Genomic DNA, 24,849 nt, shown 5'->3' on the forward strand with positions numbered 1-24,849 from the left:
TCCGCGGGCGTGGCGCGCCCGGGATGTTGTTCGCATGCTGGCTGGCGTCGCGGACTCGCTTGTGGCTACAATCGCGGTAAATCGAACGAGCGTTCGATTTTGTCGTCGCCGGCACGGCAACGCTGCGGACGGCCATCGCGACACGCAATGACAATCACCGCATCACCACAGCCGACAGGCGGGACAGGGCAGACCATGACGATCCGCGACACATCGCGCTCCGAATGTATCACGGTGCGTGGCCTCGATTACCACGTGCGCCACTGGGGCGAACCCGGCGCGCCGAAGCTGTTTCTGCTGCATGGCTGGATGGACGTCGCGGCCTCGTTCCAGTTCCTGGTCGACGCGCTGCAGGGGCGCTGGCATGCGATCGCGCCGGACTGGCGCGGCTTCGGCATGAGCGGCTGGCCCACCCGGCATCCGGGCACGGCCTCGTACTGGTTTCCCGACTATCTGGCCGATCTCGAAGTCCTGCTCGACCACTATCAGCCCGACGGGGCGGTCGATCTGGTCGGTCACAGCATGGGCGCCAATATCGCCTGCTTCTACGCGGGCGTGCGTCCCGAGCGGGTGCGCCGCGTGGTCGATCTGGAAGGCTTCGGCATGACGGCCACGCGGCCGGATCAGGCACCGCGGCGCTTCGCGCGCTGGCTCGACGAGTTGCGCGAACCGCCGACGCTGAAGACCTACGACAGCGTCGAGGCGGTGGCGGCGCGGCTGAAAAAGACCAATCCGCGGCTGCGCGACGATCGGGCGGCGTTTCTCGCCGAACACTGGTCGCGGCGCAATCAAGACGGCCGCTGGGAGATTCTCGGCGACCCGGCGCACAAGATGATCAATCCGGTGCTGTACCGCGTCGACGAGGCGATGGCGATCTGGGCCGCGGCGACCGCGCCGGTGCTGCACGTCGAGGCGCGCGACTCGGAGACGCTGCGCCATATCGCCCACAAGCAGAGCATCGCCGAATTCAAGCAGCGCTTTACGGCATTCCGCGATTTCCGCGAGGTGGTCGTCGACGACGCGGGCCACATGCTGCATCACGATCAGCCCGAGGCGGTGGCCGCGCTGATCGAGTCGTTCTGCAGCCGAGCCTGACCGGCGTTTGACGGAGCTCAGTCCGTTCCGTGCGTCAGCGCCTCCTTGAGCGCGGCGTTGTTGCTGGTGTGCACGTGGACCAGCGCCTTGTCGGGGAAGGCATAGTGATAGGCGCGGCGCAGCGCCAGCGCGGCCTCGTGAAAGCCCGACAGGATCAGCTTCTGCTTGTTCGGATAGAAGGCGATGTCGCCGGCGGCGAAGATGCCGCGGCGCGAACTCTCGTAGGTCGTGGTGTCGACCAGAATGCGGCCGGCGCGCATGTCCAGGTCCCAATGGGCGATCGGGCCAGGCTCGGACACCAGCCCGTACAGCGCGACCAGTTCGTCGGCCGGCAGCGTCAGCGTGTCCTCGCGCGTGCGCACCTGCGCCGCCACCAGCGTGTCGCCCTCGGTCTGCAGGGCGCCCAGCATGCCGACGACGAAGTCCATCTCGCCCGCCGCGACCGCGGCGCGCATCTCGGCGACAGTGTGGTCGGCCGCGCGGAAGCCCTCGCGCCGATGCAGCAGCGTGACGCGCGCGGCCACTTTGCGCAGCGCCAGCGCCCAGTCCAGCGCCGAGTCGCCGCCGCCGGCGACGATCACGCGCTTGCCGGCAAAGCGCGACACGTCGCGCACCGCATAGTGCAAATGCCGGCCCTCCAGCGGCGCCGCCTCGGGCAGCGACACGCGCTGCGGCGCGAACGCGCCGGCGCCGGCGCAGATCAGCACGGCCGCCACGTCGAAACGCTTGCCGGCATCGGTGCTGACCAGCAGCCGCTGCGGTTCGCCCGGCAGCTCCTGCACGCCGTCGGCGCGCTGGCCGAAATGCATCGGCACGGCGAACGGCGCGCATTGCTCCAGCAGCCGGTCGACCAGTTCCTGCGCCAGGCAGCCGGGTACGGCCGGGATGTCGTAGATCGGCTTTTCGGGATAGAGCTCGGTGCACTGGCCGCCAGCGCGATCGAGCACATCGACGATCTCGCATTGCAGGCCCAGCACCCTGGCCTGGAAGGCGGCGAACAGGCCGACCGGACCGGCGCCGACGATCAGCACGTCGGTGCGGACCGGTTCGGCGCCGGCGGTCGCCGGGGTGGTCGTCGTGGCGGGCAGGGAGGAAGCGTCGTGGGAGGGGGAGGCCGGATGGATGTTCTGCATGATCGGATCGTGACGGTCGGCGTGCCCGCGTGGCGTGTCCGGTGGGGTGCCCGGTTGGGTGCCGGTGGACGTGCCATGGGAGCAGGGCGCCGCGCGGAGAGGCTGGGGAGGCGTCCACTATACCCCGGCACCGTCGCGCTTCCGGCTACGCCAGCGTTGGCGGCATGGCTTTGGCGAGCGGGCAGCTCCTTGGCCCCGCGTCTGCGGGCAGGGTAGGCCCGGGAGTAGAATGGCGGAATGCACGCTTCCCACGCCATCAACGCCGACCTGCATTGCCACTCGACCATCTCGGACGGCACGCTGCCACCCGCTGTCGTGGCCGAGCGGGCGCACGCCAACGGCGTCGAGATCTGGTCGCTGACCGACCATGACGAACTGGGCGGCCAGCTGATCGCGCGCGAGACCGCCGAGGCGCTCGGCATGCGTTATGTGCCGGGCGTCGAGATCTCGGTGACCTGGGCCGGCCAGACCGTCCATATCGTCGGCCTGCAGATCGATCCGCTGTGCCCCGAACTGATCGACGGCCTGACCGCGACCCGCTCCGGCCGTGCCCGCCGCGCGCAGGACATCGGCGACGCGCTGCAGGCGGTCGGCATCGAGGGCGCCTACGAAGGCGCGCTGCGCTACGTCGGCAACCCCGACCTGATCTCGCGCACCCACTTCGCCCGCTGGATGGTGGACGAGGGCATCTGCAGCAACATCTCCGAGGTGTTCGACCGCTATCTGACCGAAGGCCGCCCGGGCTACGTCGGCCATCGCTGGGCCACGCTGGGCGAGGCGGTCCAATGGATCCGCGCCGCCGGCGGCATTGCCGTGATGGCGCACCCCGGCCGCTACGACTACACCGACACCCAGCACGACGCGCTGTTCGACGAGTTCACCGCGCTGGGCGGCGGCGCGGTCGAGGTGGTGACCGGCAGCCATACGCCGGACCAGTACCGGCGCTATGCCGAGGTCGCGCGCCACTACGGGCTGCTGGCCTCGCGCGGCTCGGACTTCCACGGGCCGGGGGAGGGGCGGGTCGAGATCGGCACGCTGCCGCCGCTGCCGTCGTCGCTGACGCCGGTCTGGCACGACTGGTAAGCCCCGCACCGCGCCATGTCGCAGTTCTTCGATATCCATCCGCTCGACCCGCAATCGCGCCTGATCAAGCAGGCCGCCCAGATCGTCGGCAAGGGCGGCCTGATCGCCTTGCCGACCGACTCCAGCTATGCGCTGGCCTGCCGTCTCGACGACAAGGCCGCGGTCGAGCGGCTGCGCCGGCTGCGCGGCATCGACGACAAGCACCACCTGACGCTGATGTGCCGCGACCTGTCCGAGCTCGGCAACTTCGCCCGGGTCGACAATCGCCAGTACCGCTGGATCAAGGGCGCCACGCCAGGGCCCTATGTGTTCATCCTCGAGGCCACCAAGGAGGTGCCGCGGCGGCTGTCCCACCCGGCGCGCAAGACCATCGGCGTGCGCGTGCCCGACCATGCCATCCCGCAGGCGCTGCTGAACGAACTCGGCCAGCCGATCATCAGCGCGACGCTGCAATTGCCAGGCGACGTCGCGCCGCTGGACGACCCGCTGGAAATCCGCGAACGTCTGCAGAAGCAGCTCGATCTGGTGATCTGCGGCGGCATCGCGCCGGCCCATGCCTGTACGGTGATCGACCTGACCAGCGGCGAGCCGGTGCTGGTGCGCCCCGGACGCGGCGATGTCGCCCGCTTCGGCCTCTGAGCGCGGCCGGATGCTGCTGCCGAGCCGGCACCGCTCGATGAAACGGCGTGGCGAGCGGTGCCCGCCGTTACAATAGCGCCCCATGGACGCCTCTCTGATTCAGACCTTCGCGGTCTACGCGCTGCCCGTGCTGTTCGCCATCACGCTGCACGAGGCCGCGCATGGCTATGTGGCCAAGCTTTTCGGCGACAACACCGCCTATATGCTCGGGCGGGTCAGCCTCAATCCGGTCCGCCATATCGATCCGATCGGGACCATCGCCGTGCCGCTGCTGCTGTATCTGGTCACCAGCGGCCAGTTCGTGTTCGGCTATGCCAAGCCGGTGCCGGTCGCCTTCGGCCGGCTGCGCAATCCGCGCTGGCACAGCATGTGGGTGGCGCTGGCCGGCCCCGGCGCGAACCTGGTGCAGGCCTTCGCCTGGGCGCTGGTCGCGCTGGGACTGGTGCTCGCGCAGGTCGAAGAACCGTTCTTCGCGCAGATGGCGCGTGCCGGCGTGCTGGTCAACCTCGTGGTGGCGGCGTTCAACCTGTTTCCGATTCCGCCGCTCGACGGCGGGCGCGTGCTCAGCGCCTTGCTGCCGCAGCGGATGGCGTATGCGCTGTCGAAGATCGAGCCGTACGGCATCTTCGTCGTGCTGGCGCTGGTCGCGGCCGGCGTGATCACGCGGGTCTGGATGCAGCCGGTGATGGGCCTGCTCGGCTCGCTGGTCCAGCTGCTGCTGGCACCGATCCTGGCGTTGGTGCAATGACGCTGATGCAATGAATTCCTGAAAGACTGATTACAACGACATGTTCCCCGATCGCGTTCTCTCCGGCATGCGGCCTACCGGCGCGCTGCATCTTGGCCACTACCATGGCGTGCTGAAAAACTGGGTCAAGCTGCAGTCGGAGCACCCGTGCTTCTTCTTCGTCGCCGACTGGCACGCGCTGACGACGCACTACGAGTCGCCCGAGGTGATCGGGCAATCGGTCTGGGAGATGCTGACCGACTGGCTGGCCGCCGGCGTCGATCCGGAGCAGGCGACGCTGTTCATCCAGAGCCGCGTGCCCGAGCACGCCGAGCTGTTCACGCTGCTGTCGATGGGCACGCCGCTGGGCTGGCTCGAACGCGTGCCGACCTACAAGGACCAGATCGAGAAGCTCAAGGACAAGGACCTGGCGACCTACGGCTTCCTCGGCTATCCGCTGCTGCAGGCGGCCGACATCCTGATCTATCGCGCCGACAAGGTGCCGGTGGGCGAGGACCAGGTGCCGCACGTCGAGATCACGCGCGAGATCGCGCGCCGCTTCAACTTCCTGTACGGCCGTCAGCCCGGCTTCGAGGAGAAGGCGCAGGAGGCCGCGAAGAAGCTCGGCGGCAAGCGCGCGCGCGTGTTCCTCGACCTGCGCAAGACCTTCCAGGAGCAGGGTACCGACAGCGCGCTGGAAGAGGGGCGCGCGCTGGTCGCGCAGTCGCAGAGCCTGTCCAATGACGATCGCGAATTGCTGCTCGGTTATCTGGCCGGCTCGCGCAAGACCATCCTGGTCGAGCCGCAGGCGCTGCTGACGGCGGCCTCGCGGATGCCCGGGCTCGATGGCCAGAAGATGTCGAAGTCCTATGGCAACACCATCCGCATGCGCGAGGACAAGGACTCGGTCGAAAAGAAGGTCCGCACCATGCCGACCGACCCGGCGCGCGTGCGCCGCACCGATCCGGGCGAGCCGGCCCGTTGCCCGGTGTGGCAACTGCACCAGGTGTATTCCGACGAGCCGACCCGGGAGTGGGTGCTCAAGGGCTGCCGCAGCGCGGGCATCGGCTGTATCGAATGCAAGCAGCCGGTGATCGAAGGCATCCTGCGCGAACAGCAGCCGATGCTCGAACGCGCCCAGCCGTACATGGACAACCCGGCCCTGCTGCGCGACATCGTCGACCACGGCTGCGCCAAGGCCAGCGCGGTCGCGCAGGAAACCATGCGCGAAGTGCGCGAGGCCATGGGGCTGGGATACCGCTGATGGGCTCGTTGCCGCCGTCCGTGCCGCCCTCCGTGCCGCCGTCCATGCCGTCGTCCCTGCCTGTCGCTGCGCCGCATGCCGCGATCGGCGAGCCTTCGCCCTGGGTGGTGCGATGGACGCCGTTGCTGCGTGCCGGCGGGCGCGTGCTCGACCTGGCCTGCGGCAGCGGGCGCCATGCGCGCTGGCTGGCCGAGCGCGGCTTCGAGGTGCTGGGCGTCGACCGCGATGCGGCCGCGCTGTCAGGGCTGCCGAGCGCCGTGCGGACCCGCGAGGCCGACCTGGAGCAGGGCGTCTGGCCGCTAGGCGACGAGGCGCCGTTCGACGCGGTGATCGTCACCAACTATCTGCATCGCCCCTTGTGGCCGCATCTGATCGATGCGCTGGCGCCGAGCGGCGTACTGATCTACGAGACGTTCGCGGTGGGGAACGAGACGGTCGGCAAGCCGTCCAACCCCGATTTCCTGCTGCGGCCGGCCGAATTGCTCGATGCGGTGGGCGGCAGCTTGCGGGTCGTCGCCTACGAGGACGGGGTGCTCGAAGTGCCCCGGACGGCGTTCGTGCAGCGCGTGTGCGCCGTGCGCGAAGCACTGGACCGTGCCGGAGGGGCGGCCCCGCCACGCTACCGGCTGGACGGCTGAGCGCGCGACGCGATGCCGGCGCGGTTTGGGAGCGATTGTCGGCGCACAAGCGTGCCGATGCGTTGATCCACCTAGTGTTTGCCCGGGTAGGCAAGGGTTGCCGGTGTGCTTCGGCGGCCAATTCGTATCCGGTACAATCCCGCTATTCGAATCCCGAAAACCATACAAGCTATGACACAGATTACCGGCAGCATCGTCGCGATCGTGACGCCGATGCAGGAGGATGGCAGCCTGGATTACGCCGCGCTGCGCAGCCTGATCGACTGGCACGTGGCCGAAGGCACCGATGGCATCGTGATCGTCGGTACCACGGGCGAATCGCCCACCGTGTCGGTCGAGGAGCATTGCGAGCTGATCCGGGTCGCGGTCGAGCAGTCCGCCGGGCGCATCCCCATCATTGCCGGGACCGGGGGCAACTCGACGCGCGAAGCGATCGAGCTGACCGCCTTCGCCAAGCAGGTCGGCGCCGACGCGTCGCTGCAGGTGGTGCCGTACTACAACAAGCCGACGCAGGAAGGGATGGTTCGGCATTTCCGCACGATCGCGGAAGCGGTCGATCTGCCGGTGCTGCTGTACAACGTGCCGGGACGCACCGTCGCCGACATGAGCAACGACACCATCCTGCGCCTGGCACAGGTGCCGGGCATCGTCGGCGTCAAGGAAGCCACCGGCAATATCGACCGCGCGGCCCAGCTGATCAAGGACGCGCCGGAAGGCTTCGCGATCTACAGCGGCGACGATCCCACCGCGGTGGCGCTGATGCTGCTGGGCGGCCACGGCAATATCTCGGTGACCGCCAACGTGGCGCCGCGCAAGATGCACGAACTGTGCGTCGCGGCGCTCAAGGGCGACGCCATCACGGCCCGCCGCCTCCATATGGAACTGATCGACCTGAACAAGGCGCTGTTCATCGAGGCCAACCCGATCCCCGTCAAGTGGGCGCTGCAACAGATGGGCAAGATGGGCGCCGGCATCCGCCTGCCGCTGACGCCGCTGTCGCCGGACCACCACGAGACCGTGCGCCGCGCGCTGGCCGGCGCCGGGCTGCTCGCCTGATCGACCCTTTTTTCTTTCGCGCCAAGCGGTCATTCCCTTCACTAGGATTGCGTGTCAATGAAACTCAAGCTTAACCGCCATGGCGTGCCGCAAGGCCGCCGTGCCGCCCTGGTCTTGCCGCTGCTCGCCGTCGGCATGATCGCTGGCTGCAGCACCGTCAACGACATGATGCAGGCCGACAAGATCGACTACAAGTCGGCCGCCGCGGCCAAGCGCACCTCGACGCTCGAGGTGCCGCCGGACCTGACCAAGCTCGACGGCGATCGCCGCTACTCGGTCCCCGAGCAGGCCAGCGCGACGTTGTCGGGCTACCAGCAGGCCACCAGCACCCAGCCGAAGGTCGCCGGCACCAACGTGCTGCCGTCGGCCGAAGGCATCCGCGTCGAACGCGACGGCAACCAGCGCTGGCTCGTCATCAGCAACGGCATGGCGCCCGACCAGCTGTGGCAGACCATGCGCGAGTTCTGGCAGGAGAACGGCTTCCTGCTGGTACAGGACTCGCCCGAGACCGGCATCATGGAAACCGACTGGGCCGAGAACCGCGCCAAGATTCCGCAGGACTTCATCCGCAACACCATCGGCAAGGTGTTCGACAGCCTGTATTCGACCTCGGAGCGCGACAAGTTCCGCACCCGGGTCGAGAAGGGCCAGAACGGCAACCTGGAAGTGTTCATCAGCCATCGCGGCGCCAAGGAAGAGCTGACCGGCCTGGACAAGTCCCAGACCGTGTGGACGCCGCGCGCGGCCGATCCTGAACTGGAAGCCGAATTCCTGTCGCGCCTGGCGCAACGCCTTGGCGTGCAGAAGGAACAGGCCGACCGCATGGCGAAGAACGGCACGCTGCCCGCACCGGCGGGCGCCGCCAAGCCGGCCGCACCGGCCGACGCCGGCGCCGGCGCCGGCAAGACGGCCGCCGCCGCTGCCGGTTCGGCCAGCTATCTGACGCAGGTCAACGGCGCGCAGGCGCTGCAGTTGCCCGAGCCGTTCGACCGCGCCTGGCGCTCGGTCGGCCTGGCGCTGGACCGCGTCAACTTCACGGTGGAAGACCGTGACCGCGGCCAGGGTCTGTACTACGTGCGCTATGTCGACACGCGCGACACGGTGGACGACAACCGCGGCTTCTTCTCCAAGCTGTTCACCCGCAGCGGCGGCGATGCCGCGCGTCAGGCGAAGAAGTATCGCGTGGCGCTGAAGGGCAGCGGCACCGGCACCACGGTGACCGTGCTGAACGACGCGGGCCAGCCCGAGTCGACCGAGATCGCCAAGCGCATCCTGACGTTGCTCGACGAGCAGCTGCATTGAGCGCTGCGTTGAATCGGCCGCTCATGCCGAACCGTTGCGCCGCCGCGGTCCGCCCCATGGGGTGGGCGCGGCGATGATGCGGTTCGGCTTTCTCGGCAGCGGCAGCGAGGGCAATTCGCTGCTGATCGAATCGCGCGACGGCGCCAGCGTGACCCGTGTGCTGCTCGACTGCGGCTTCGGTCTGCGCGAAACGGCGCGGCGGCTCGAGCGGCTGGGCGTGACGCCCGACGGTCTCGATGCGGTGCTGGTCACGCACGAGCACGGCGACCATGTTGGCTCGGCCTACGCCTTTGCCGCCCGGCACGGTCTGCCGGTTTTCACGACGCATGGCACCTGGCTGGCGACGTCGCATCTGCGCGGCGCCGACAAGGCCGATGTGCGCGTGATCGGCGCCGACTATGCGTTCGAGATCGGCAGTCTGCAGGTGCTGCCTTACACGGTGCCGCACGATGCGCGCGAGCCGGTGCAGTTCGTGCTGTCCGATGGCGATGCGCGTCTGGGCGTGCTGACCGATGCGGGAATGGAAACGCCTTATCTGGTGGCCCGTCTCGCTGGTGTCGATGCGCTGGTGCTCGAGTGCAATCATGACCGCGAGATGCTGCGCAACTCGGTCTATCCGCCTTCGCTGAAGCGGCGCATCGGCGGCGATTTCGGCCATCTGGCCAACGAGGTCGCGGCGGCCATTCTGGCGCGCGTCGCGCACGGCGGTCTGTGCCGCGTGGTGGCGGCCCATCTGAGCCAGCAGAACAATACGCCGGCATTGGCGACCGGGGCGCTGGCCGCGGTATTGGGCGCGGGACCGGACGACATCCTGGTGGCGGACCAGCACGAGGGGCTGGGCTGGCAGACGGTGAAGGGATGAAGCAATAAAGCGATAAAGCAATCGAGAAGCAGGCGTCGAGCCGGATGGGAATGGCAACCCGGCGAGCGCCCATAAAAAAACCGGCCCGAAGGCCGGTTTTTTCGTTCGGGCGAACGCTTACTTGGCTTCCGCAGCCGAAGCGTCAGCGGCCGGAGCCGAAGCGTCAGCAGCCGGGGCCGAAGCGTCGGCAGCCGGAGCAGCAGCGGTGTCAGCAGCCGGAGCCGAAGCTTCGGTAGCCGGAGCGGTAGCAGCCGGAGCAGCGGTGTCAGCTGCGGGAGCGGCTTCTTCCTTCTTGCCGCAAGCGGCCACGGCAACAGCAGCCAGCAGGGAAGCGATCAGGAGAGACTTCTTCATTGTTCGTCCTTTAACTTGTAATAGAAAGAAAAACAGGCGATGAATAATTACCGGTAATTATCGCTCGTGAACTTCAATTTAATGGCTCTCCCCGGTGCCGTAAATGCATTGGTCCACAGTACGAGCCAGCTGGCGATTATATCCACGTTTTCCCGGCTTGTGTAGCGGCGTCATTTGCTGACCACACTGTTACGCATTATTACACCGCCGCCGGTGCCAGCTGCAGCCAGCCCTCCAGCGTCCAATGATGAAATGTCTCCATCAACTCGGGCAGATCGGCGCATTCCCCGACCTCGGCTGCCGTCAAATGGCGCCGGTCGGCCAGGCGCCGCAGCCAGCCGGCCAGCTCGCCGGGGACCTCGTACGCTTCGCCGTTGAGGAAGAAATGGCTGCGGTCGTATAGCGCGATCGAGGCGGGCGCCAGCACAATGCCGTGCGTTGTTGCCAGCTTCGCGTATTTTCCCGGCGCGATTTGCGGAACCTCGGCGAACTCCACGCCGGGCTTCGGTTCCGACAGATGGGTACCGATAAACTCGGACACCATGTCATTGGACCAGCGCAACGCCTGCAGCCTTTGTGCAACCGTTCGCGCCAGATCCGCGGGAAGTTGTGCGGGGCGCGAAGTAGCCGGCTGACCCGGATCGGCATAACGGCCCGACAGCGCCTCGTTGTCCTCGACGGTTTCCGAAAGCCAGGCCAGAAAATGCCCCGCCAGCTCGCGGTACGCCGGCGCGCGGAAACCGATCGAGCAGGTCATGCACTCGCCCTCGGCGATGCCGTCGTGGGCGTATTGCGGCGGCAGGTACAGCATGTCGCCGGGCTCCAGCACGAACTCCTGTTCCGCTTCGAATTCGGCCAGTATCTTTAAAGGGAGATCCGGCACCAGGTCGAGCCGGTCTTGCGACGAGATGCGCCAGCGGCGCCGGCCCGAAACTTGCAGCAGGAACACATCATAGGAGTCGAAGTGCGGGCCGACACCGCCGCCATCGGTGGCATAGCTGACCATCACGTCGTCCAGGCGCGCATCGGGAATGAAGCGGAATTGCCCCATCAGCGCGGCCGCCGCGCTATTGTGGAGGTTCACGCCCTGGACGAGCAGCGTCCATTGGCGCGCCTTGGTCGACGGCAGATTGTCGGCAGCAAAAGGGCCGTGCGCCAGTTTCCAGCGGTTGCGGAAGTGGGTGACCAGCCGCGATTCGACATCGTCGCGGTCGGCCAGCTCGAAAAGCGCTTCCCGGGAGACAGGGGGCACGATATCAGGGATGGCTTGTCGAACCAGCAGGGGTTTGCGGTGCCAGATATCACGCATGAATGCGGCGGGCGTCATGCCCCCGAGCAGCTGAAGTGGCGCATCCGGATCCACCGGGCCGCGGGGCAGGGCCTGCGCGTATAATGCGGAATCGTTCATGGAGTGAAGAATTGAAAATCGCGAAGAACACGGTTGTGTCCGTGGTGTACAAGCTGTCGGATACGCAGGGCAATCTGATCGAAGAATCGGATGAGCCGATGGTCTACTTGCACGGCGGCTATGATGGCACGTTCCCCAAGATCGAGGAAGCACTCGACGGTCATGCCGCAGGCTTCGAGACGCAGTTGCAGCTCGAGCCCGAGGATGCCTTCGGCGACTACGACGCCGAACTCGTCAAGGTGGAGCCCCGCGATCGTTTTCCCGAACCGCTCGAAGTCGGCATGCAGTTCGAAGGCGTGCCCGAGGACGGCGACGAAGAGGATTCGGTGATCTACACCGTGACCGATGTCGCCGAAGACAAGGTGGTGCTCGACGGCAATCATCCGCTGGCCGGCATGGCGCTGCGTTTCTGGCTGAAGGTCTCCGAGGTCCGCGAAGCGACCGCCGAGGAAGTCGAACATGGCCATGCGCACGGCGCGTCGGGCATCGAAGTGGTCGACGAGGACGAGGACGACGACAGCCCGCGCACGCTGCACTGATCGACGTATGGATCCATCGAACGGAAAAGCCGGCAATGCCGGCTTTTTCGCTTTCTGGCGGGCCAACGCCGCGGGCTAGTTCTTGCCTGCGCCGTCCTGCAGCGCCACCGAGAACAGCGAGCGCGAATCGGGCGAGATCGTCAGCTCGGTCCATTGCTTCGACGAGCCGACCGGCAGCGCCACCCGCGTGAAGCTGCGGATCGTCTTGCCCTTGGCATCGCGCAGCGGCGTATCGATGCCGAAGCCGCCGATGCTGCTGTGGATCAGCAGCACCTGGCCGCGATAGCCGCTGACCAGCTCGCGCAGCTGCCGTTTGAATTCGAGATAGCCGTCGCGCTGGCGATGGCGCAGAAAGCCATCGAGCAGTGTCGGCTTGCCGCGCTTCTCCCAGCCGTTGGCGAACTGCGGGTCGCCGTGAATCACCAGCACGATGCCATCGAGCGATTCCTGCTCGGCGACCGAGAATGCGCGCGCCAGCCATTGCCGGTTCGCTTCGCGGCGATCCTCGAATTCACCGTTGCGGCCGGCCTCGGTGCGATAGTGGTTGTTGTCGTCGGGCACGTTCATGCCGACCATCAACACCTTGCCCGCGGTCCAGCGTACGTTCTCGCGATAGCTGCGGAACTTGGCCTGGTCCGATTGCCGGATCAGCCGAAGCTTGCGGTGGCCCAGCGAATTGTCGTCCGGAAAGGCCAGCTCGCGCAGCCGCGCCAGCCGTTCGTCGGGATCGAAGCTGCCATTGATCGCTTGCTCGCATTCCGCCCAGTCGGTCTCGCCCGGGATATAGATCAGCGGCAGCGGGGACTCGTCGAGCAGCCGCAGCCGCCCGGCCAGCATCGCATCGGCGCACGACTCGGTGTCGCCCTTGATGCCGCCGGCATGGATCACGAAGGCGAGCTTGCGCTGCGCCAGCGTCTCCAGCAGTTGCCGCGTCGGCCCCTCGGCCTCGGGCCACTGCGGCAGGTCGGCAATCAGCGCGACGCGGACCAGCCGCGAGTCGGCGGCCTTGCCGCTGGCCGGCTGCGCCTTGGCCGCCGCTGGCTGCACGGTGGCGGCGCTGTGCGTGGACCACGTGCCCAGCAGCGTCGCGGCCATCGCAAGGGCCAGCAGCGGTCGGCACGACAGTGCCCGGCGGCGCGCGCTTCGCATCGTCATGCCGGCTGGCCGGATTCCTCGGCGAGCGCCTTCAGGCGGTACAGCGCGTCGAGCGCCTGCCGCGGCGTCATGCTGTCGGGATCGAGGTCGCGCATCGCCTCGCCCAGCGCATCGTTGGCCGGGGCGACCGCGGCCGAACTGCCGTCGCTGTCGTCGTCGCTGTCGTCGTCGGCCCCGGGCACCGTCGGCGCCGCAAACAGGTCCAGCTGCGGCGTCGGCGTGGCGTCGGTCGATTGCTGTTCCAGCCAGGCCAGATGCTTGCGCGCGGCGCGGATGACCGGCTGCGGCACGCCCGCCAGTTGCGCGACCTGCAGGCCGTAGCTCTGGCTGGCCGGGCCGTCCTGCACGGCATGCAGAAAGACGATGCCGTCGCCGTGCTCGACCGCGGACAGATGCACATTGGCCGCCTGCGGAAACTCTTGCGGCAACTGCGTCAGCTCGAAATAGTGCGTGGCGAACAGCGTGTGGCTGCGATTGTGGGCCAGCAAATGGCGGGCGATCGCCCAAGCCAGCGCCAGTCCGTCGAAGGTCGATGTGCCGCGGCCGATCTCATCCATCAGCACCAGGCTGTGCGGCGTCGCGTTGTGCAGGATGGCGGCCGCTTCGGTCATCTCGACCATGAAGGTCGAACGGCCGCCGGCAAGATCGTCCGCCGCGCCGATGCGGGTGAAGATGCGGTCGATCGGCCCGACCGTCGCGCGCCGGGCCGGCACGTAGGCGCCGACGCAGGCCAGCAGCACGATCAACGCGGTCTGCCGCATGAAGGTCGACTTGCCGCCCATGTTCGGGCCGGTGATCAGCAGCAGCTTGCGCGCCTCGGTCAGCTGGCAGTCGTTGGCGATGAAGGGCGTCGATTCGGCGGCCAGCTGGCCTTCCACCACCGGATGGCGGCCCTGCACGATGTCGATCACGTTCTCGTCGACGCGTTCCGGACACGACCAGTCCAGCGTGCGGGCGCGCTCGGCCAGCGCGGCCAGCACGTCCAGGCGCGACAGCGCCGCGGCCACGCGACGCAGCTCGCCGATATGCGGCAGCAGCAGTTGCAGCAGCGCCTCGTAGAGCTGCTTCTCGCGCGCCAGCGCGCGGTCCTGCGCCGACAGCGCCTTGTCCTCGAAAGCCTTCAGCTCCGGCGTGATATAGCGCTCGGCGTTCTTCAGCGTCTGGCGACGGCGATAGTCGTCGGGCACCTTGTCGGCCTGGCCGTTGGTGACCTCGATATAGAAGCCATGCACGCGGTTGTATTCGACGCGCAGATTGGCGATGCCGGTGCGCGTGCGCTCGCGCGCTTCGAGGTCGATCAGGAACTGCCCGCAGTTCTCCGAGATGTCGCGCAGCTCGTCGAGCGCGGCGTCGTAGCCGCGTGCGATCACGCCGCCATCGCGCACCGCCGTCGACGGCTCGGGCGCGATCGCGCGCGACAGCAGGTCCAGGCAGGCCTGCGGCACCGCCAGCTCGGACAGCGTCTGCGCCAGCAGCGGGGCGGTGTCGTCGGGTGTCACGCAAGCCTGCACCTCGGGCAGGGCGCCCAGCGTATCGCGCAGGGACGACAGATCGCGCGGACGCGCGCTCAACAGCGCCAGCCGCGCGGTGATGCGCTCGACGTCGGCGAGCCGGCGCAGGCGTGCACGCAGCGTATCGAGGTCCTGCGCCAGCAGCGCGCCGATGGCCTGCTGACGCGCCTGCGGCACGGCGCGCTCGCGCAAGGGGTGGTGCAGCCAATGCCGCAGCAGACGACTGCCCATCGCCGTGGCGCAGGTGTCGAGCAGCGAGAACAGCGTGGGCGCCTCGCCGCCGCGCAGCGTCTCGGTCAGTTCGAGATTGCGACGCGTGGCGGTGTCCAGGCCGACAAACTCAGATTCGTGCTCGACGGTGACGCCCTGCACATGGCGCAGCGATTGCCCTTGCGTGCTGGCCGCGTAGTTCAGCAGCGCGCCGGCCGCCCCGAGGGCCGCACCGAGGGTGCGGCAGCCGAACGGATCGAGACTGGCGACGCCCAGTTGCTCACGCAGGCGCCGTGCGCCGGCGTCCTGATCGAAATGCCATTCGGGCAGGCGCGTGCGTGCGCACGGATGCGCGGGCAGCTCGATGCCATCGGTATGCAGCAGTTCGGCGGGGCGGATGCGTTCGAGTTCGCGCGCGAGTTGCGCCGCTTCGCACTCCATCATCCGCAGTTCGCCGCTGGCCAGATTGAGCCATGCCAGGCCGGTCTTGCTGACGCCGCGACGCGTGGTCTGCTGGTGGACCGCCATCAGGAAGGTATCGGCCTTGTCGGGCAGCAACGCCGCGTCGGTCAGCGTGCCCGGCGTGACGATGCGCACTACCTTGCGTTCGACCGGGCCCTTGCTGGCCGCCGGATCGCCGATCTGCTCGCAGATGGCTACCGATTCGCCCAGCTTGACCAGCCGGGCCAGATACTGGTCGACCGAATGAAAGGGAATGCCGGCCATGCGGATCGGCACGCCGTTGGAGCTGCCGCGCGCGGTCAGCGTGATATCGAGCAACCGCGCGGCCTTTTCGGCATCGTCGTGGAACAGCTCGTAGAAATCGCCCATCCGGTAGAAGAGCAGGGTGTCCGGATGGTCGGCCTTGATGCGTAAATACTGCTGCATCATTGGCGTGTGTTTTTCCGTGGCACCAGCCGATGCGCTGGCGACTGCGGTAGTTGGCAGGTCTTCGGACATGCAATCCTCTCGGCGGGCCGCTGCGAATGGGCAGCGGCCGGGTTCGGCGCGTGCGCGAGGCCGTGGGCTCGGACGCAAACGCGCATTTTACTGCGCGTTGCGGCGGGGAACGGAGAGGAATTGGGTGAAAAACTGTGAGGGGCGGCTGGGGGCCCGGCTCATCCCGGGCCGCCATCGCTCAGGCCGCCGGTCCGCCGTTATCCAGCGAATACGGCGCCAGCAGGCGCACCATCTGCGCGAATGCCTTCGGGTTGCCGGCCAGTACCTCGCCCTGCTCGAGCTGGCGGGCTTCGCCGGCGTAGTTGCCGACCAGGCCGCCGGCTTCGGTGATGAGCAGCATGCCGGCCGCCATGTCCCACGGCTTCAGGCCCGTCTCGAAGAAGCCGTCCAGGCGGCCGCAGGCGACATAGGCCAGGTCCAGCGCGGCAGCCCCGGGGCGGCGCAGGCCGGCGCAGTTCTGCGTCATCAGCGCGAACACTTCGACATAGGCCTCGAGGCCGTCCAGATCGCGGAAGGGGAAGCCGGTGCCGATCAGGCAGTCGGCCAGCTTGTCGCGGCGGCTGACGCGGATGCGGCGGTTGTTCAGGAAGGCGCCGGCGCCCTTGGTTGCGGTGAACAGTTCGTCGCGGGTGGGATCGTAGACCACGGCCTGTACCGGCGAGCCCTTGTGCATCTGGGCGATCGACACGCAGTACTGCGGGAATCCGTGGATGAAGTTGGTGGTGCCGTCGAGCGGGTCGATGACCCAGGTGTACTCGTGGCCTTCCTCGCCCTCGCGCCAGGATTGGCCCGACTCTTCCGCTAGAATGCCGTGTTCCGGGTAGGCGGTACGGATGATCTCGATGATCGCGGCCTCGGCGGCGCGGTCGACCTCGGTGACGAAATCGTTGTGTTGCTTGCGCGAAACCCGCAGGAGATCCACGTCCATCGACGCGCGGTTGATGATGGAACCGGCCTTGCGGGCGGCCTTGATGGCGATATTGAGCATCGGGTGCATGAATCTCTCCAGCCGCCGAAAAGCGGGCAGCGCTGCGGACGGCATGGCGCGCGCGGCTCCCGGCGGACAACACAACGGATTGTAGAAGAACGGGCGCGCTGACCGGATCGCCGGTGGCCGGCATCGAAGCCTGGGCCGGGGTGGCGGAGCGGCGCGCCAAAAATGGAACCCTGCATTGTATAGGAACTCGTCAATGGACACGAGCGAGCACGCCAACGAGGCACCGGCCGCGCAGCAGGCGGCCGTGGAGGCAGCGTTCGCGCGCGTGCGCTTCGTGCTGGTCGAAACCAGCCATCCCGGCAACGTCGGCTCGGTCGCCCGCGCCATCAAGACCATGGGCTTCGGCGCGCAGCCCGGGGCACTGGTGCTGGTGTCGCCGCGAGAGCCGGCGGTGCGCGAGCATCCCGAAGCGGTCGCGCTGGCCAGCGGTGCCGACGACGTGCTGCGCGCCGCGCGTGTGGTCGACGATCTGGAGACGGCACTGGCGGGCGCGTCCTATACCGTCGCGATGACCGCGCGCCAGCGCGAGTTCGGGCCGCCGCGGCTGTTGCCGCGCGAGGCGACGGCGCGGGCCGGCCAGTATTTGCTGGCGGCCGCGGCTCCAGCGGCCGAGGCTCCCGCCGCAATGACGGACATCGCCTTCGTGTTCGGCAACGAGCGCTATGGCCTGCCCAACGAGGCGGTCGACCGCTGCTCGGTGGTGACCCATATCCCCGCCAACCCGGCGTACGCTTCGTTGAACCTGGCGCAGGCGGTCCAGTTGATCGCCTACGAGATGCGGCTGGCGCTGCTGCAGGACCGCGCGGCGCCGCCGAGCGATATCGGCTATGCTGGCCAGGCCGCCACGGCCGAGCAGATCGAGGCGATGTTCGGGCATCTGCAGCAGGGCCTGGAGGCGATCGGCTTTCTCGATCCGGCTCATCCGAAGAAGCTGATGCCGCGTCTGCGCCGGCTGTTTGCGCGCAGCGGGCTGGAGCAGGAGGAGGTCAATCTGCTGCGCGGCATCGCCAAGCAGATGACGCTCGCCGGGCGCGGACCTCGCGGCGGCGACCGCAGTCGCGACGGCGGTTGCGACCGCAGTGGCGATACCACGGAGGCATGACATTGGCGCCAATCGCCGCCCGTTCTCGATGGCATCCGGCCCGTCACGCAGGACGTGATCGAGCGGGCCGTCTGTCGCTCGATCGACGCGATCTCACCGCAAGCACTGCCGCGCCCGCTTTCCACCGCGAGCGATGTTGACGCCCGCGCCGCGCACGCCGGGGCTTCTCCCGCGCGTGTCGATGTAGCGGCGGGGCAGGTGCGGCGCCCGATGCCCATGACGGCATCAGGGTGCCAAATCTCTTACACTCCCTGCTTCCGTTTCCCCAGGGCATTGCCCGGACACGACCCTGACGGCATGCGCGCCCATATGGCCCCGATGCGGACAACCCATATGCGCGCGCGGCACGGCGGGGCAATCGCACACGACCAAGATGTTCTCTCGCCTCAAGGAAGATATCGATACCATCATGCAGCGCGACCCCGCCGCGCGCAGCCGGCTGGAGGTGCTGACGTGTTACCCGGGCCTGCATGCGGTGGTGTTCCACCGCTTCGCGCACGCCTGCTGGAACGCGGGGCTGCATTGGCTGGGCCGCTGGATCTCGCACTGGTCGCGTTTCCTGACCGGAATCGAAATCCACCCCGCCGTGAAGATGGGCCGGCGCGTGTTCATCGATCACGGCATGGGCGTGGTGATCGGCGAGACCGCCGAGATCGGCGACGACTGCACGATCTATCAGGGCGTGACGCTGGGCGGTACCTCGCTGTACAAGGGCCAGAAGCGCCATCCGACGCTGGGCACCGGCGTGGTGGTCAGCGCCGGCGCCAAGGTGCTGGGCGGCTTCACCATCGGCGATGGCGCGCGCGTCGGCTCCAATGCGGTGGTGCTCAAGCCGGTGCCGCCGGGCGCCACGGCGGTCGGCGTGCCGGCCCGCATCATCCTGCCCGATGCGCCGCCTTCACAGCAGGGCGCGCGGCAGGAGTTCTCGGCCTACGGCATCACGCCGAATGCCGACGATCCGGTGTCGCTGGCGCTGAAAAGCCTGATCGACCATGCGGCCAGCCAGCAGGAAAAGCTCGAGGCCGTGCAGGCGGCATTGGACCGGCTCGGCGAGCATCTGGAGAACACGCCGAACGATCGCTTCGATGCGAGCGAGTTGCGCAAGCTGATGAAGTAGCGCGATGCCATGAAGGACGTGGGGCAGGGCGCATCGACCTTTGCCCCATGTTGCTCAGCCCAGCTGCTCAGTCCAGTTGCGGCAACTCGCGAAAGCCCTCGGCGTCGAGCTGCAAGGCCGCGGCGCGCGGATGCGCGCCATCGAGGTCCCAATCGGTCAGCACCCAGCGCAGGCCATGCGGCTCGTCGTGCCTGGCCGGCCGGTGCGTGTGGCCATGCACCATTGCCGCAGTGCCGCTGTCGCGCAGCAGCGCGGCCACCGCTGCCGGCGCGACATCGCCATAGTCGCGCGGCGGTCCGGGCCGCTGCCGGCCCGCCTCGCTGTCGCTGCGAAGCTTTTGCGCGATGCCCAGCCGCCATGACAGCGGCAGCGCGAGAAACAGCCGCTGGATCCAGGGTTTGCGCGTCCAGTGCCGGAAGCGCATGTAGCGGGTGTCATCGGTGCACAGCATGTCGCCGTGGGTCAGCACCACGCGATGGCCGGCGCAAACGATCACGGTCGGGTCGGGCAGCAGCGTGACGCCGGCCTCGCGCGCAAAGCGGGGCCCGAGCAGGAAGTCGCGATTGCCGTGCATCAGATAGACCGGCACGCCGCGCGCGACCAGCCGGGCGAGGGCCGCAGCAACGGCGCGCGGAAACGGCGCCTCGCTTTCCTCGTCGCCGATCCAGAATTCGAAGAAGTCGCCAAGGATGAAGAGGGCGCGCGCCTGTTCGGCGGCACGTTCGAGCACGCGCTCGAATGCGGCCAGCGTGCGCGGCATCCCGGGCGTCAGATGCAGGTCGGAAATGAACCACGCCGGCGCCTCCACCGCGAGGGCGGAGGCAGCCGGCGTGCTGGCGGCAGAGCTCATCGATTCGGAACGATCTCCATGAACGAAGGCATGCCGCCGCGATGGGCGCGCGCTGTGCCGCAAAGACGCAGCACGCGCCGTGCCGTAAAGACGCGGCGCACGATTACTCGAGCACCACCGCCTTCTCGATCACGACGTCCTCGAGCGGCACGTCCTGATGGAAGCCGGCGCTGCCGGTGCGCACGGCCTTGATCTTGTCGACCACGTCGGTGCCTTCGACGACCTTGCCGAACACCGCATAGCCGAAGCCCTGCGGCGTCGGCGAGGTGAAGTTCAGGAAGTCGTTGTCGACCACGTTGATGAAGAACTGCGCGGTGGCCGAGTGCGGCGCGTTGGTGCGCGCCATCGCCACGGTGTAGCGGTCGTTCTTCAGGCCGTTGCCGGCCTCGTTGTCGATCGGGTCGTCGGTGGGCTTCTGCTTCATGCCCGGCTCGAAGCCGCCGCCCTGGATCATGAAGTTCTTGATGACGCGGTGGAAGATCGTGTTGTCGTAGTGGCCCTTGCGGACATAGGACAGGAAGTTCTCCACCGTCTTGGGCGCCTTGTCGGCGTCGAGTTCGATGACGATGGCGCCGTGATTGGTTTGGAGCTGGACCTTGGACATGGCTTTCCTCTGTTACTTGACGATGGTGGCCGACTCGATGACGATCGGCGTGGCTGGCACATTACGCATGGGGCCGTAGGCGGTGGTGGGCGTCTTCTTGATGCGATCGACGGTGTCCATGCCTTCGACCACCTTGCCGAACACGGCATAGCCGTTACCGTCCGGCTGCGGATAGTCGAGACTCGGATTATCTACCACATTGATGAAGAACTGCGCCGTCGCCGAGTTCGGGTCGCCGGTGCGGGCCATGGCCACGGTGCCGGCCTTGTTCTTCAGGCCGTTCTGCGATTCGAGCGGAATCGGCGCACGCGTCGGCTTCTGCTTCATGTCGCGGTCGAAGCCGCCGCCCTGCACCATGAAGCCGTTGATCACGCGGTGAAAGATCGTGCCGCTGTAGAAGCCGCTATTCACGTACTCGAGAAAGTTGGCTACGGTCTTCGGCGCGGCCTCGGGATAGACCTCGATGGTGAAGTTGCCGGCGCTGGTGGTGAAGCGCACGCGCTCCGCTGCCTGAGCGGGCTGAGCGGGCGCCGAAGCGGAAGCCGAACTCGGCGCCTGTGCCTGTGCGGCACCGAAGCTCAGGGTGCCGGCCATCAGCGCGGCCAGCATGGCGCCAAGGGCGCCGCGTCGGTTGAGGGACATGGGGTTCTCCAGGGATTGGGCGAGGGCGATCGGCGGATGCCGGCGCTCGATGGAGCGGCCGCCTCGACGATCGCCTCGCATGGGTCGCTTGGGTATCGGCATGGATATCGATTACGCCCGCTGGCTACGCATTGCCGGGGCCTCGCCCAAGCCTCGTATCGAGCAGCGGCGCGAGCGGGACAGCGCTGCGGACAGGTCAGTCCAGGTCGCCGCGATCGGGACCGGGCGGCCTGGGCAGCGGCGGCGGTGCGACCGGAGCCTGCGGCGCGGCGGCCGGCTCGCGCGTGCGCGGCGGCGTTGCGGTGGGCGCGTTGGCGGGTGCATTGGCGGCAGCCTTGGTACCGACCGCGGCCAGCCCGCTGCGGGCGCGCGCGTCGCCAGGATTGCGCTTGAGCGCTTCGGCATAGGAGCGCTCGGCAAGCTTGCGGTAGACGTCGCCCAGATTGGTATAGCCGATCGCGAAACCGGGCTTGGCTTCGAGCGCAGCCAGCAGCTCGGCCTCGGCGCGCTTCAGGTCGCCGCGGCGCGCATAGATCAGCGCCAGATTGTTGTGCGGCTCGGGCAGCTCGGGATATTCCTGCGCGATCTCGTGGAAGGCCTGCACCGCTTCGTCCTCGCGGCCGGCCTGCGACAGCGCCCAGGCGCGCTCGAAGCGGGCCTGCACATTGCGCGGATTGGCGGCGATCACCTTGTCGAAGCGGTCGATCGCCTCGGCATAGCGGCGCTGCTGCGCTGCCTTCTCGGCTTCGGCCATGCCGGGGTCGGCCGAGGGCTGGAAGCCCGTCGCGCCGGCGCCGCCGCCGCCGGGGAAGCCGAGCGACTGCGCCAGCGCGGGCGCGGCGGGCAGCGCGCACAGCAGCGCGGCGCTCGCCGCCGTGACGGCATGCGCGCGCACCGTGCGCGCGGTGGCTGCGGCGGCGCGCCGGCACACGGTCATGATGCCGGGCGTGACGTTGGGCATGACGTTGGGCGCGGCGTCGGTCGCGACGTTGGGCGTTGGCAAGCTCATGTAGGTGCGGTCCTTTATACTTCGCGGCATTCTAGCAAAGCGCGGCATCGACGCCGACGCGCGAAGGCTTCCGGTAAGATATGGCCTCGCTCGGCGAACCGATGTCGACGCCGGCGGCCACGACGCTGCGGCCCCGCCGATCGACCGGCGGGCAACCGGCAAGTCGGCTCCGGCTGCCGCGCGGCGGGCGCCACGCATTCTCTTCGAACACCTCGTTTCATGCATCCACTGAACATCTACAACACGCTCGCGCGCGAGAAACAGCCCTTCGTGCCCATCGAACCCGGCAAGGTCCGCATGTATGTCTGCGGCATGACGGTGTACGACTACTGCCACGTCGGGCATGCGCGCGTGATGGTGGTGTTCGACATGGTGCAGCGCTGGCTGCGCGCCGCCGGCTACGAGGTGACCTATGTGCGGAACATCACCGACATCGACGACAAGATCATCCGCCGCGCCGCCGAGAACGGCGAGACCATCGGCGAGCTGACCGAGCGATTCATCGGCTATATGCACGAGGACGCGGCCGCGCTGGGCATCCAGCGCCCCGACCACGAGCCGCGCGCGACGCAGTTCGTGCCGCAGATGCTCGACATCATCGGCAAGCTCGAGGCCAAGGGTCTGGCCTATCAGGCCAGCGACGGCGACGTCAATTACGCGGTGCGCAAGTTCAACGGCTACGGCAAGCTGTCCGGCAAGTCGCTGGAAGACCTGCGCGCCGGCGAGCGCGTGGCGGCCAACGATGCCAAGCACGACCCGCTCGACTTCGTGCTGTGGAAGTCCGCCAAGGACAGCGAGCCGGCCGAAAGCAAGTGGCCGTCGAAGTGGGGCGTCGGCCGTCCGGGCTGGCATATCGAATGCTCCGCGATGAGCTGCGCGCTGCTCGGCGAGCATTTCGACATCCATGGCGGCGGTGCCGACCTGCAGTTCCCGCATCACGAGAACGAGATCGCGCAGTCCGAAGGCGCCAGCGGCAAGCCCTTCGTCAACGTGTGGATGCATAACGGCTTCGTGCGCATCAACGACGAGAAGATGTCGAAGTCGCTCGGCAACTTCTTCACGATTCGCGATGTGCTCAAGCAGTACGACGCCGAGGTGGTGCGCTTCTTCATCCTGCGCGCGCACTACCGCAGCCCGTTGAACTACAGCGACGCGCACCTGGACGACGCGCGCCACGGCCTGACCCGCCTGTACACGGCGCTCAAGGACGTGCAGCCCGACACGCAACCGCTCGATTGGGACGAGCCGCACGCGCGCCGCTTCGCCGAGGCGATGGGCGACGACTTCAATACGCCGATCGCCGTCTCGGTGCTGTTCGACCTGGCCGGCGAAGTCAATCGCAGCGGCTCGCCCGCCGCGGCACGGCAATTGAAGGGCCTGGCCGCCACGCTCGGCCTGCTCGGGCGCGATGCACACGCCTTCCTGCAGGGCGGCGCCGATGCGGGCGGCATCGCGCCGGAGCAGATCGAGGCGCGCATCGCGGCGCGCAAGCAGGCCAAGGCCGATCGCAATTTCGCCGAGGCCGACCGCATTCGCGCCGAGCTGCTCGAGGCCGGCATCGTGCTCGAGGACAAGCCGGGCGGCGTGACCGAATGGAGGCGTGCTTGAACGCTGCCGTGCGCAAGACGCCCGGCACGGCGGCCAGGACCGCCAAGCCGGCGCGGGCCACCGGAGAACCGGCCATCAAGGCCGCCAAGGCGACCAAGCCAGCAAAGGTCGCCAAGGCGCCGGCCGCCGGCGGCACGGCCGCGTCCAGCGCGCCCTCCGCGCCCACGGCTCCCAAGAGCCGCAGCGTGACCAAGGCCGACGGCAAGCCGACCCTGAAGACCGCGCGCGCCGGCAAGACTCTGCCCGAGGCCGCGGCGATTCCGCTGCCGGTCGAGACGGTCGAGGGCGCCGTGCGTCCCGCCTATTGGGACGAGGCCTGCGCCGACCTGATGAAGCGCGACCGCATTCTGCGCAAGATGATCCCGACCTACGGGCCGGCCCATCTGGTCTCGCGCGGCGATCCCTTCGTCACGCTGGCGCGTTCGATCGTCGGGCAGCAGATCTCGGTCAAGGCCGCGCAATCGGTGTGGGAGCGGCTGGCCGCGGCCTGTCCGAAGCTGACCCCCGCGCAACTGCTGCGCGCCGGCGTCGACAAGCTGGCCGCCTGCGGCCTGTCGCGCCGCAAGGCCGAGTACATCGTCGATCTGGCCGAGCACTTCAAGGCGGGGCGCGTCCATGTCGACAAATGGGCCGAGATGGACGACGAGGCGGTGATCGCCGAGCTGACGCAGATCCGCGGTATCGGCCGCTGGACCGCGGAGATGTTCCTGATGTTCAACCTGATGCGGCCGAACGTGCTGCCGCTGGACGACATCGGCCTGATCAACGCGATCTCGGCCAACTATTTCAGCGGCGAGCCGGTCACGCGCAGCGAGGCGCGGGAAGTCGCGGCCAACTGGGAGCCGTGGCGCACCGTGGCGACCTGGTACATGTGGCGCAGCCTTGATCCGCTGCCTGTCACTTACTAGTCTGGCATTCGATAGCCGGAGCACGAAAGTGCTCCTTTCACCATCTTCAGGCGGCGAATTCGGCGCATTCGGGGCG

At 68.0% G+C, this 24,849-nt stretch carries 24 protein-coding genes; 14 read left to right on the plus strand and 10 right to left on the minus strand.

Features of this window, described 5'->3' with window-relative positions:
* Positions 1-195 precede the first annotated feature (195 nt).
* Positions 196-1,095: an alpha/beta fold hydrolase gene (locus J5T34_RS05205; RefSeq protein ID WP_208578906.1), complete on the plus strand. Its 900-nt coding sequence runs from the start codon at positions 196-198 to the stop codon at positions 1,093-1,095.
* Between the two features lie 17 nt (positions 1,096-1,112).
* Here the strand turns inward: J5T34_RS05205 and J5T34_RS05210 are convergent, their stop codons facing one another.
* The gene (locus J5T34_RS05210; protein WP_208578907.1) at positions 1,113-2,228 is read right to left on the minus strand and encodes an NAD(P)/FAD-dependent oxidoreductase; all 1,116 of its coding nucleotides are present in this window, start codon (positions 2,226-2,228) and stop codon (positions 1,113-1,115) included.
* A 237-nt stretch (positions 2,229-2,465) separates the two neighbouring features.
* On the opposite strand from J5T34_RS05210, the gene J5T34_RS05215 reads away from it, so the two are divergent.
* The 8 genes from J5T34_RS05215 to J5T34_RS05250 all read left to right on the plus strand — a co-directional run bounded on the left by J5T34_RS05215 (position 2,466) and on the right by J5T34_RS05250 (position 9,799).
* Entirely contained in the window at positions 2,466-3,311 is an 846-nt protein-coding gene (locus J5T34_RS05215; RefSeq protein ID WP_208578908.1) for a 3',5'-nucleoside bisphosphate phosphatase, read from the plus strand.
* 15 nt (positions 3,312-3,326) lie between these two features.
* Positions 3,327-3,950, plus strand: a complete 624-nt coding sequence (locus J5T34_RS05220; protein ID WP_208578909.1) for an L-threonylcarbamoyladenylate synthase — start codon at positions 3,327-3,329, stop codon at positions 3,948-3,950.
* An 82-nt stretch (positions 3,951-4,032) separates the two neighbouring features.
* Positions 4,033-4,698, plus strand: coding sequence for a site-2 protease family protein (locus J5T34_RS05225; RefSeq protein ID WP_208578910.1), 666 nt, complete (start codon positions 4,033-4,035; stop codon positions 4,696-4,698).
* 40 nt (positions 4,699-4,738) lie between these two features.
* Complete coding sequence (locus tag J5T34_RS05230; protein ID WP_208578911.1) at positions 4,739-5,941, plus strand: tryptophan--tRNA ligase; 1,203 nt, start codon at positions 4,739-4,741, stop codon at positions 5,939-5,941.
* 44 nt (positions 5,942-5,985) lie between these two features.
* Positions 5,986-6,579 (plus strand): class I SAM-dependent methyltransferase, encoded by a 594-nt coding sequence (locus J5T34_RS05235; protein WP_208578912.1) that lies wholly within the window; start codon positions 5,986-5,988, stop codon positions 6,577-6,579.
* 171 nt (positions 6,580-6,750) lie between these two features.
* Positions 6,751-7,635: a 4-hydroxy-tetrahydrodipicolinate synthase gene (dapA, locus tag J5T34_RS05240; protein ID WP_208578913.1), complete on the plus strand. Its 885-nt coding sequence runs from the start codon at positions 6,751-6,753 to the stop codon at positions 7,633-7,635.
* 57 nt (positions 7,636-7,692) lie between these two features.
* Positions 7,693-8,937, plus strand: coding sequence for an outer membrane protein assembly factor BamC (bamC, locus tag J5T34_RS05245; protein WP_208578914.1), 1,245 nt, complete (start codon positions 7,693-7,695; stop codon positions 8,935-8,937).
* A gap of 73 nt (positions 8,938-9,010) precedes the next feature.
* Positions 9,011-9,799 carry an MBL fold metallo-hydrolase gene (locus J5T34_RS05250; RefSeq protein ID WP_208578915.1) on the plus strand — a complete coding sequence of 263 codons (789 nt, stop codon included), beginning with the start codon at positions 9,011-9,013 and terminating at the stop codon, positions 9,797-9,799.
* A 117-nt stretch (positions 9,800-9,916) separates the two neighbouring features.
* Here the strand turns inward: J5T34_RS05250 and J5T34_RS23890 are convergent, their stop codons facing one another.
* Together J5T34_RS23890 and J5T34_RS05255 are read right to left on the minus strand one after the other, a co-directional pair.
* The gene (locus J5T34_RS23890) at positions 9,917-10,153 is read right to left on the minus strand and encodes a hypothetical protein (protein ID WP_043437644.1); all 237 of its coding nucleotides are present in this window, start codon (positions 10,151-10,153) and stop codon (positions 9,917-9,919) included.
* Positions 10,154-10,352: 199 nt separating this feature from the next.
* Positions 10,353-11,561, minus strand: coding sequence for a cupin domain-containing protein (locus J5T34_RS05255; RefSeq protein ID WP_347880634.1), 1,209 nt, complete (start codon positions 11,559-11,561; stop codon positions 10,353-10,355).
* Positions 11,562-11,572: 11 nt separating this feature from the next.
* Here J5T34_RS05255 and J5T34_RS05260 point away from each other — a divergent pair, with 11 nt between their 5' ends.
* Entirely contained in the window at positions 11,573-12,100 is a 528-nt protein-coding gene (locus tag J5T34_RS05260; RefSeq protein ID WP_174105797.1) for an FKBP-type peptidyl-prolyl cis-trans isomerase, read from the plus strand.
* A gap of 75 nt (positions 12,101-12,175) precedes the next feature.
* Here J5T34_RS05260 and J5T34_RS05265 read toward each other — a convergent pair whose 3' ends face one another.
* From J5T34_RS05265 to J5T34_RS05275, 3 genes are all read right to left on the minus strand, one after another.
* Positions 12,176-13,255 carry a hypothetical protein gene (locus J5T34_RS05265; protein WP_208578916.1) on the minus strand — a complete coding sequence of 360 codons (1,080 nt, stop codon included), beginning with the start codon at positions 13,253-13,255 and terminating at the stop codon, positions 12,176-12,178.
* The gene (gene mutS / locus J5T34_RS05270; protein WP_208579003.1) at positions 13,252-15,867 is read right to left on the minus strand and encodes a DNA mismatch repair protein MutS; all 2,616 of its coding nucleotides are present in this window, start codon (positions 15,865-15,867) and stop codon (positions 13,252-13,254) included. The genes J5T34_RS05265 and mutS overlap by 4 nt, the downstream gene beginning before the upstream one ends.
* A gap of 247 nt (positions 15,868-16,114) precedes the next feature.
* Positions 16,115-16,933 carry an inositol monophosphatase family protein gene (locus J5T34_RS05275; protein WP_174105793.1) on the minus strand — a complete coding sequence of 273 codons (819 nt, stop codon included), beginning with the start codon at positions 16,931-16,933 and terminating at the stop codon, positions 16,115-16,117.
* Positions 16,934-17,126: 193 nt separating this feature from the next.
* Between J5T34_RS05275 and J5T34_RS05280 the strand changes: the two genes are divergently transcribed.
* Positions 17,127-18,035, plus strand: a complete 909-nt coding sequence (locus J5T34_RS05280) for an RNA methyltransferase (RefSeq protein ID WP_208578917.1) — start codon at positions 17,127-17,129, stop codon at positions 18,033-18,035.
* Positions 18,036-18,408: 373 nt separating this feature from the next.
* Positions 18,409-19,152, plus strand: coding sequence for a serine O-acetyltransferase (gene cysE, locus J5T34_RS05285; protein WP_174105791.1), 744 nt, complete (start codon positions 18,409-18,411; stop codon positions 19,150-19,152).
* Between the two features lie 67 nt (positions 19,153-19,219).
* Here cysE and J5T34_RS05290 read toward each other — a convergent pair whose 3' ends face one another.
* From J5T34_RS05290 to J5T34_RS05305, 4 genes are all read right to left on the minus strand, one after another.
* Entirely contained in the window at positions 19,220-20,002 is a 783-nt protein-coding gene (locus tag J5T34_RS05290) for a UDP-2,3-diacylglucosamine diphosphatase (protein WP_208578918.1), read from the minus strand.
* Between the two features lie 103 nt (positions 20,003-20,105).
* Entirely contained in the window at positions 20,106-20,606 is a 501-nt protein-coding gene (locus tag J5T34_RS05295; protein ID WP_174105789.1) for a peptidylprolyl isomerase, read from the minus strand.
* A 12-nt stretch (positions 20,607-20,618) separates the two neighbouring features.
* Complete coding sequence (locus J5T34_RS05300; protein ID WP_208579004.1) at positions 20,619-21,200, minus strand: peptidylprolyl isomerase; 582 nt, start codon at positions 21,198-21,200, stop codon at positions 20,619-20,621.
* A 244-nt stretch (positions 21,201-21,444) separates the two neighbouring features.
* Complete coding sequence (locus J5T34_RS05305) at positions 21,445-22,257, minus strand: tetratricopeptide repeat protein (RefSeq protein WP_244258704.1); 813 nt, start codon at positions 22,255-22,257, stop codon at positions 21,445-21,447.
* Between the two features lie 219 nt (positions 22,258-22,476).
* Between J5T34_RS05305 and cysS the strand changes: the two genes are divergently transcribed.
* Positions 22,477-23,865 carry a cysteine--tRNA ligase gene (cysS, locus tag J5T34_RS05310; RefSeq protein WP_208578920.1) on the plus strand — a complete coding sequence of 463 codons (1,389 nt, stop codon included), beginning with the start codon at positions 22,477-22,479 and terminating at the stop codon, positions 23,863-23,865.
* Positions 23,850-24,773: a DNA-3-methyladenine glycosylase family protein gene (locus J5T34_RS05315; RefSeq protein WP_208578921.1), complete on the plus strand. Its 924-nt coding sequence runs from the start codon at positions 23,850-23,852 to the stop codon at positions 24,771-24,773. Before cysS ends, J5T34_RS05315 begins: the two co-directional genes overlap by 16 nt.
* The last annotated feature ends 76 nt before the right edge of the window (positions 24,774-24,849 follow it).

Origin of the sequence: Cupriavidus gilardii, from assembly GCF_017598945.1 — a bacterium.
Classification (GTDB): domain Bacteria; phylum Pseudomonadota; class Gammaproteobacteria; order Burkholderiales; family Burkholderiaceae; genus Cupriavidus; species Cupriavidus gilardii_E.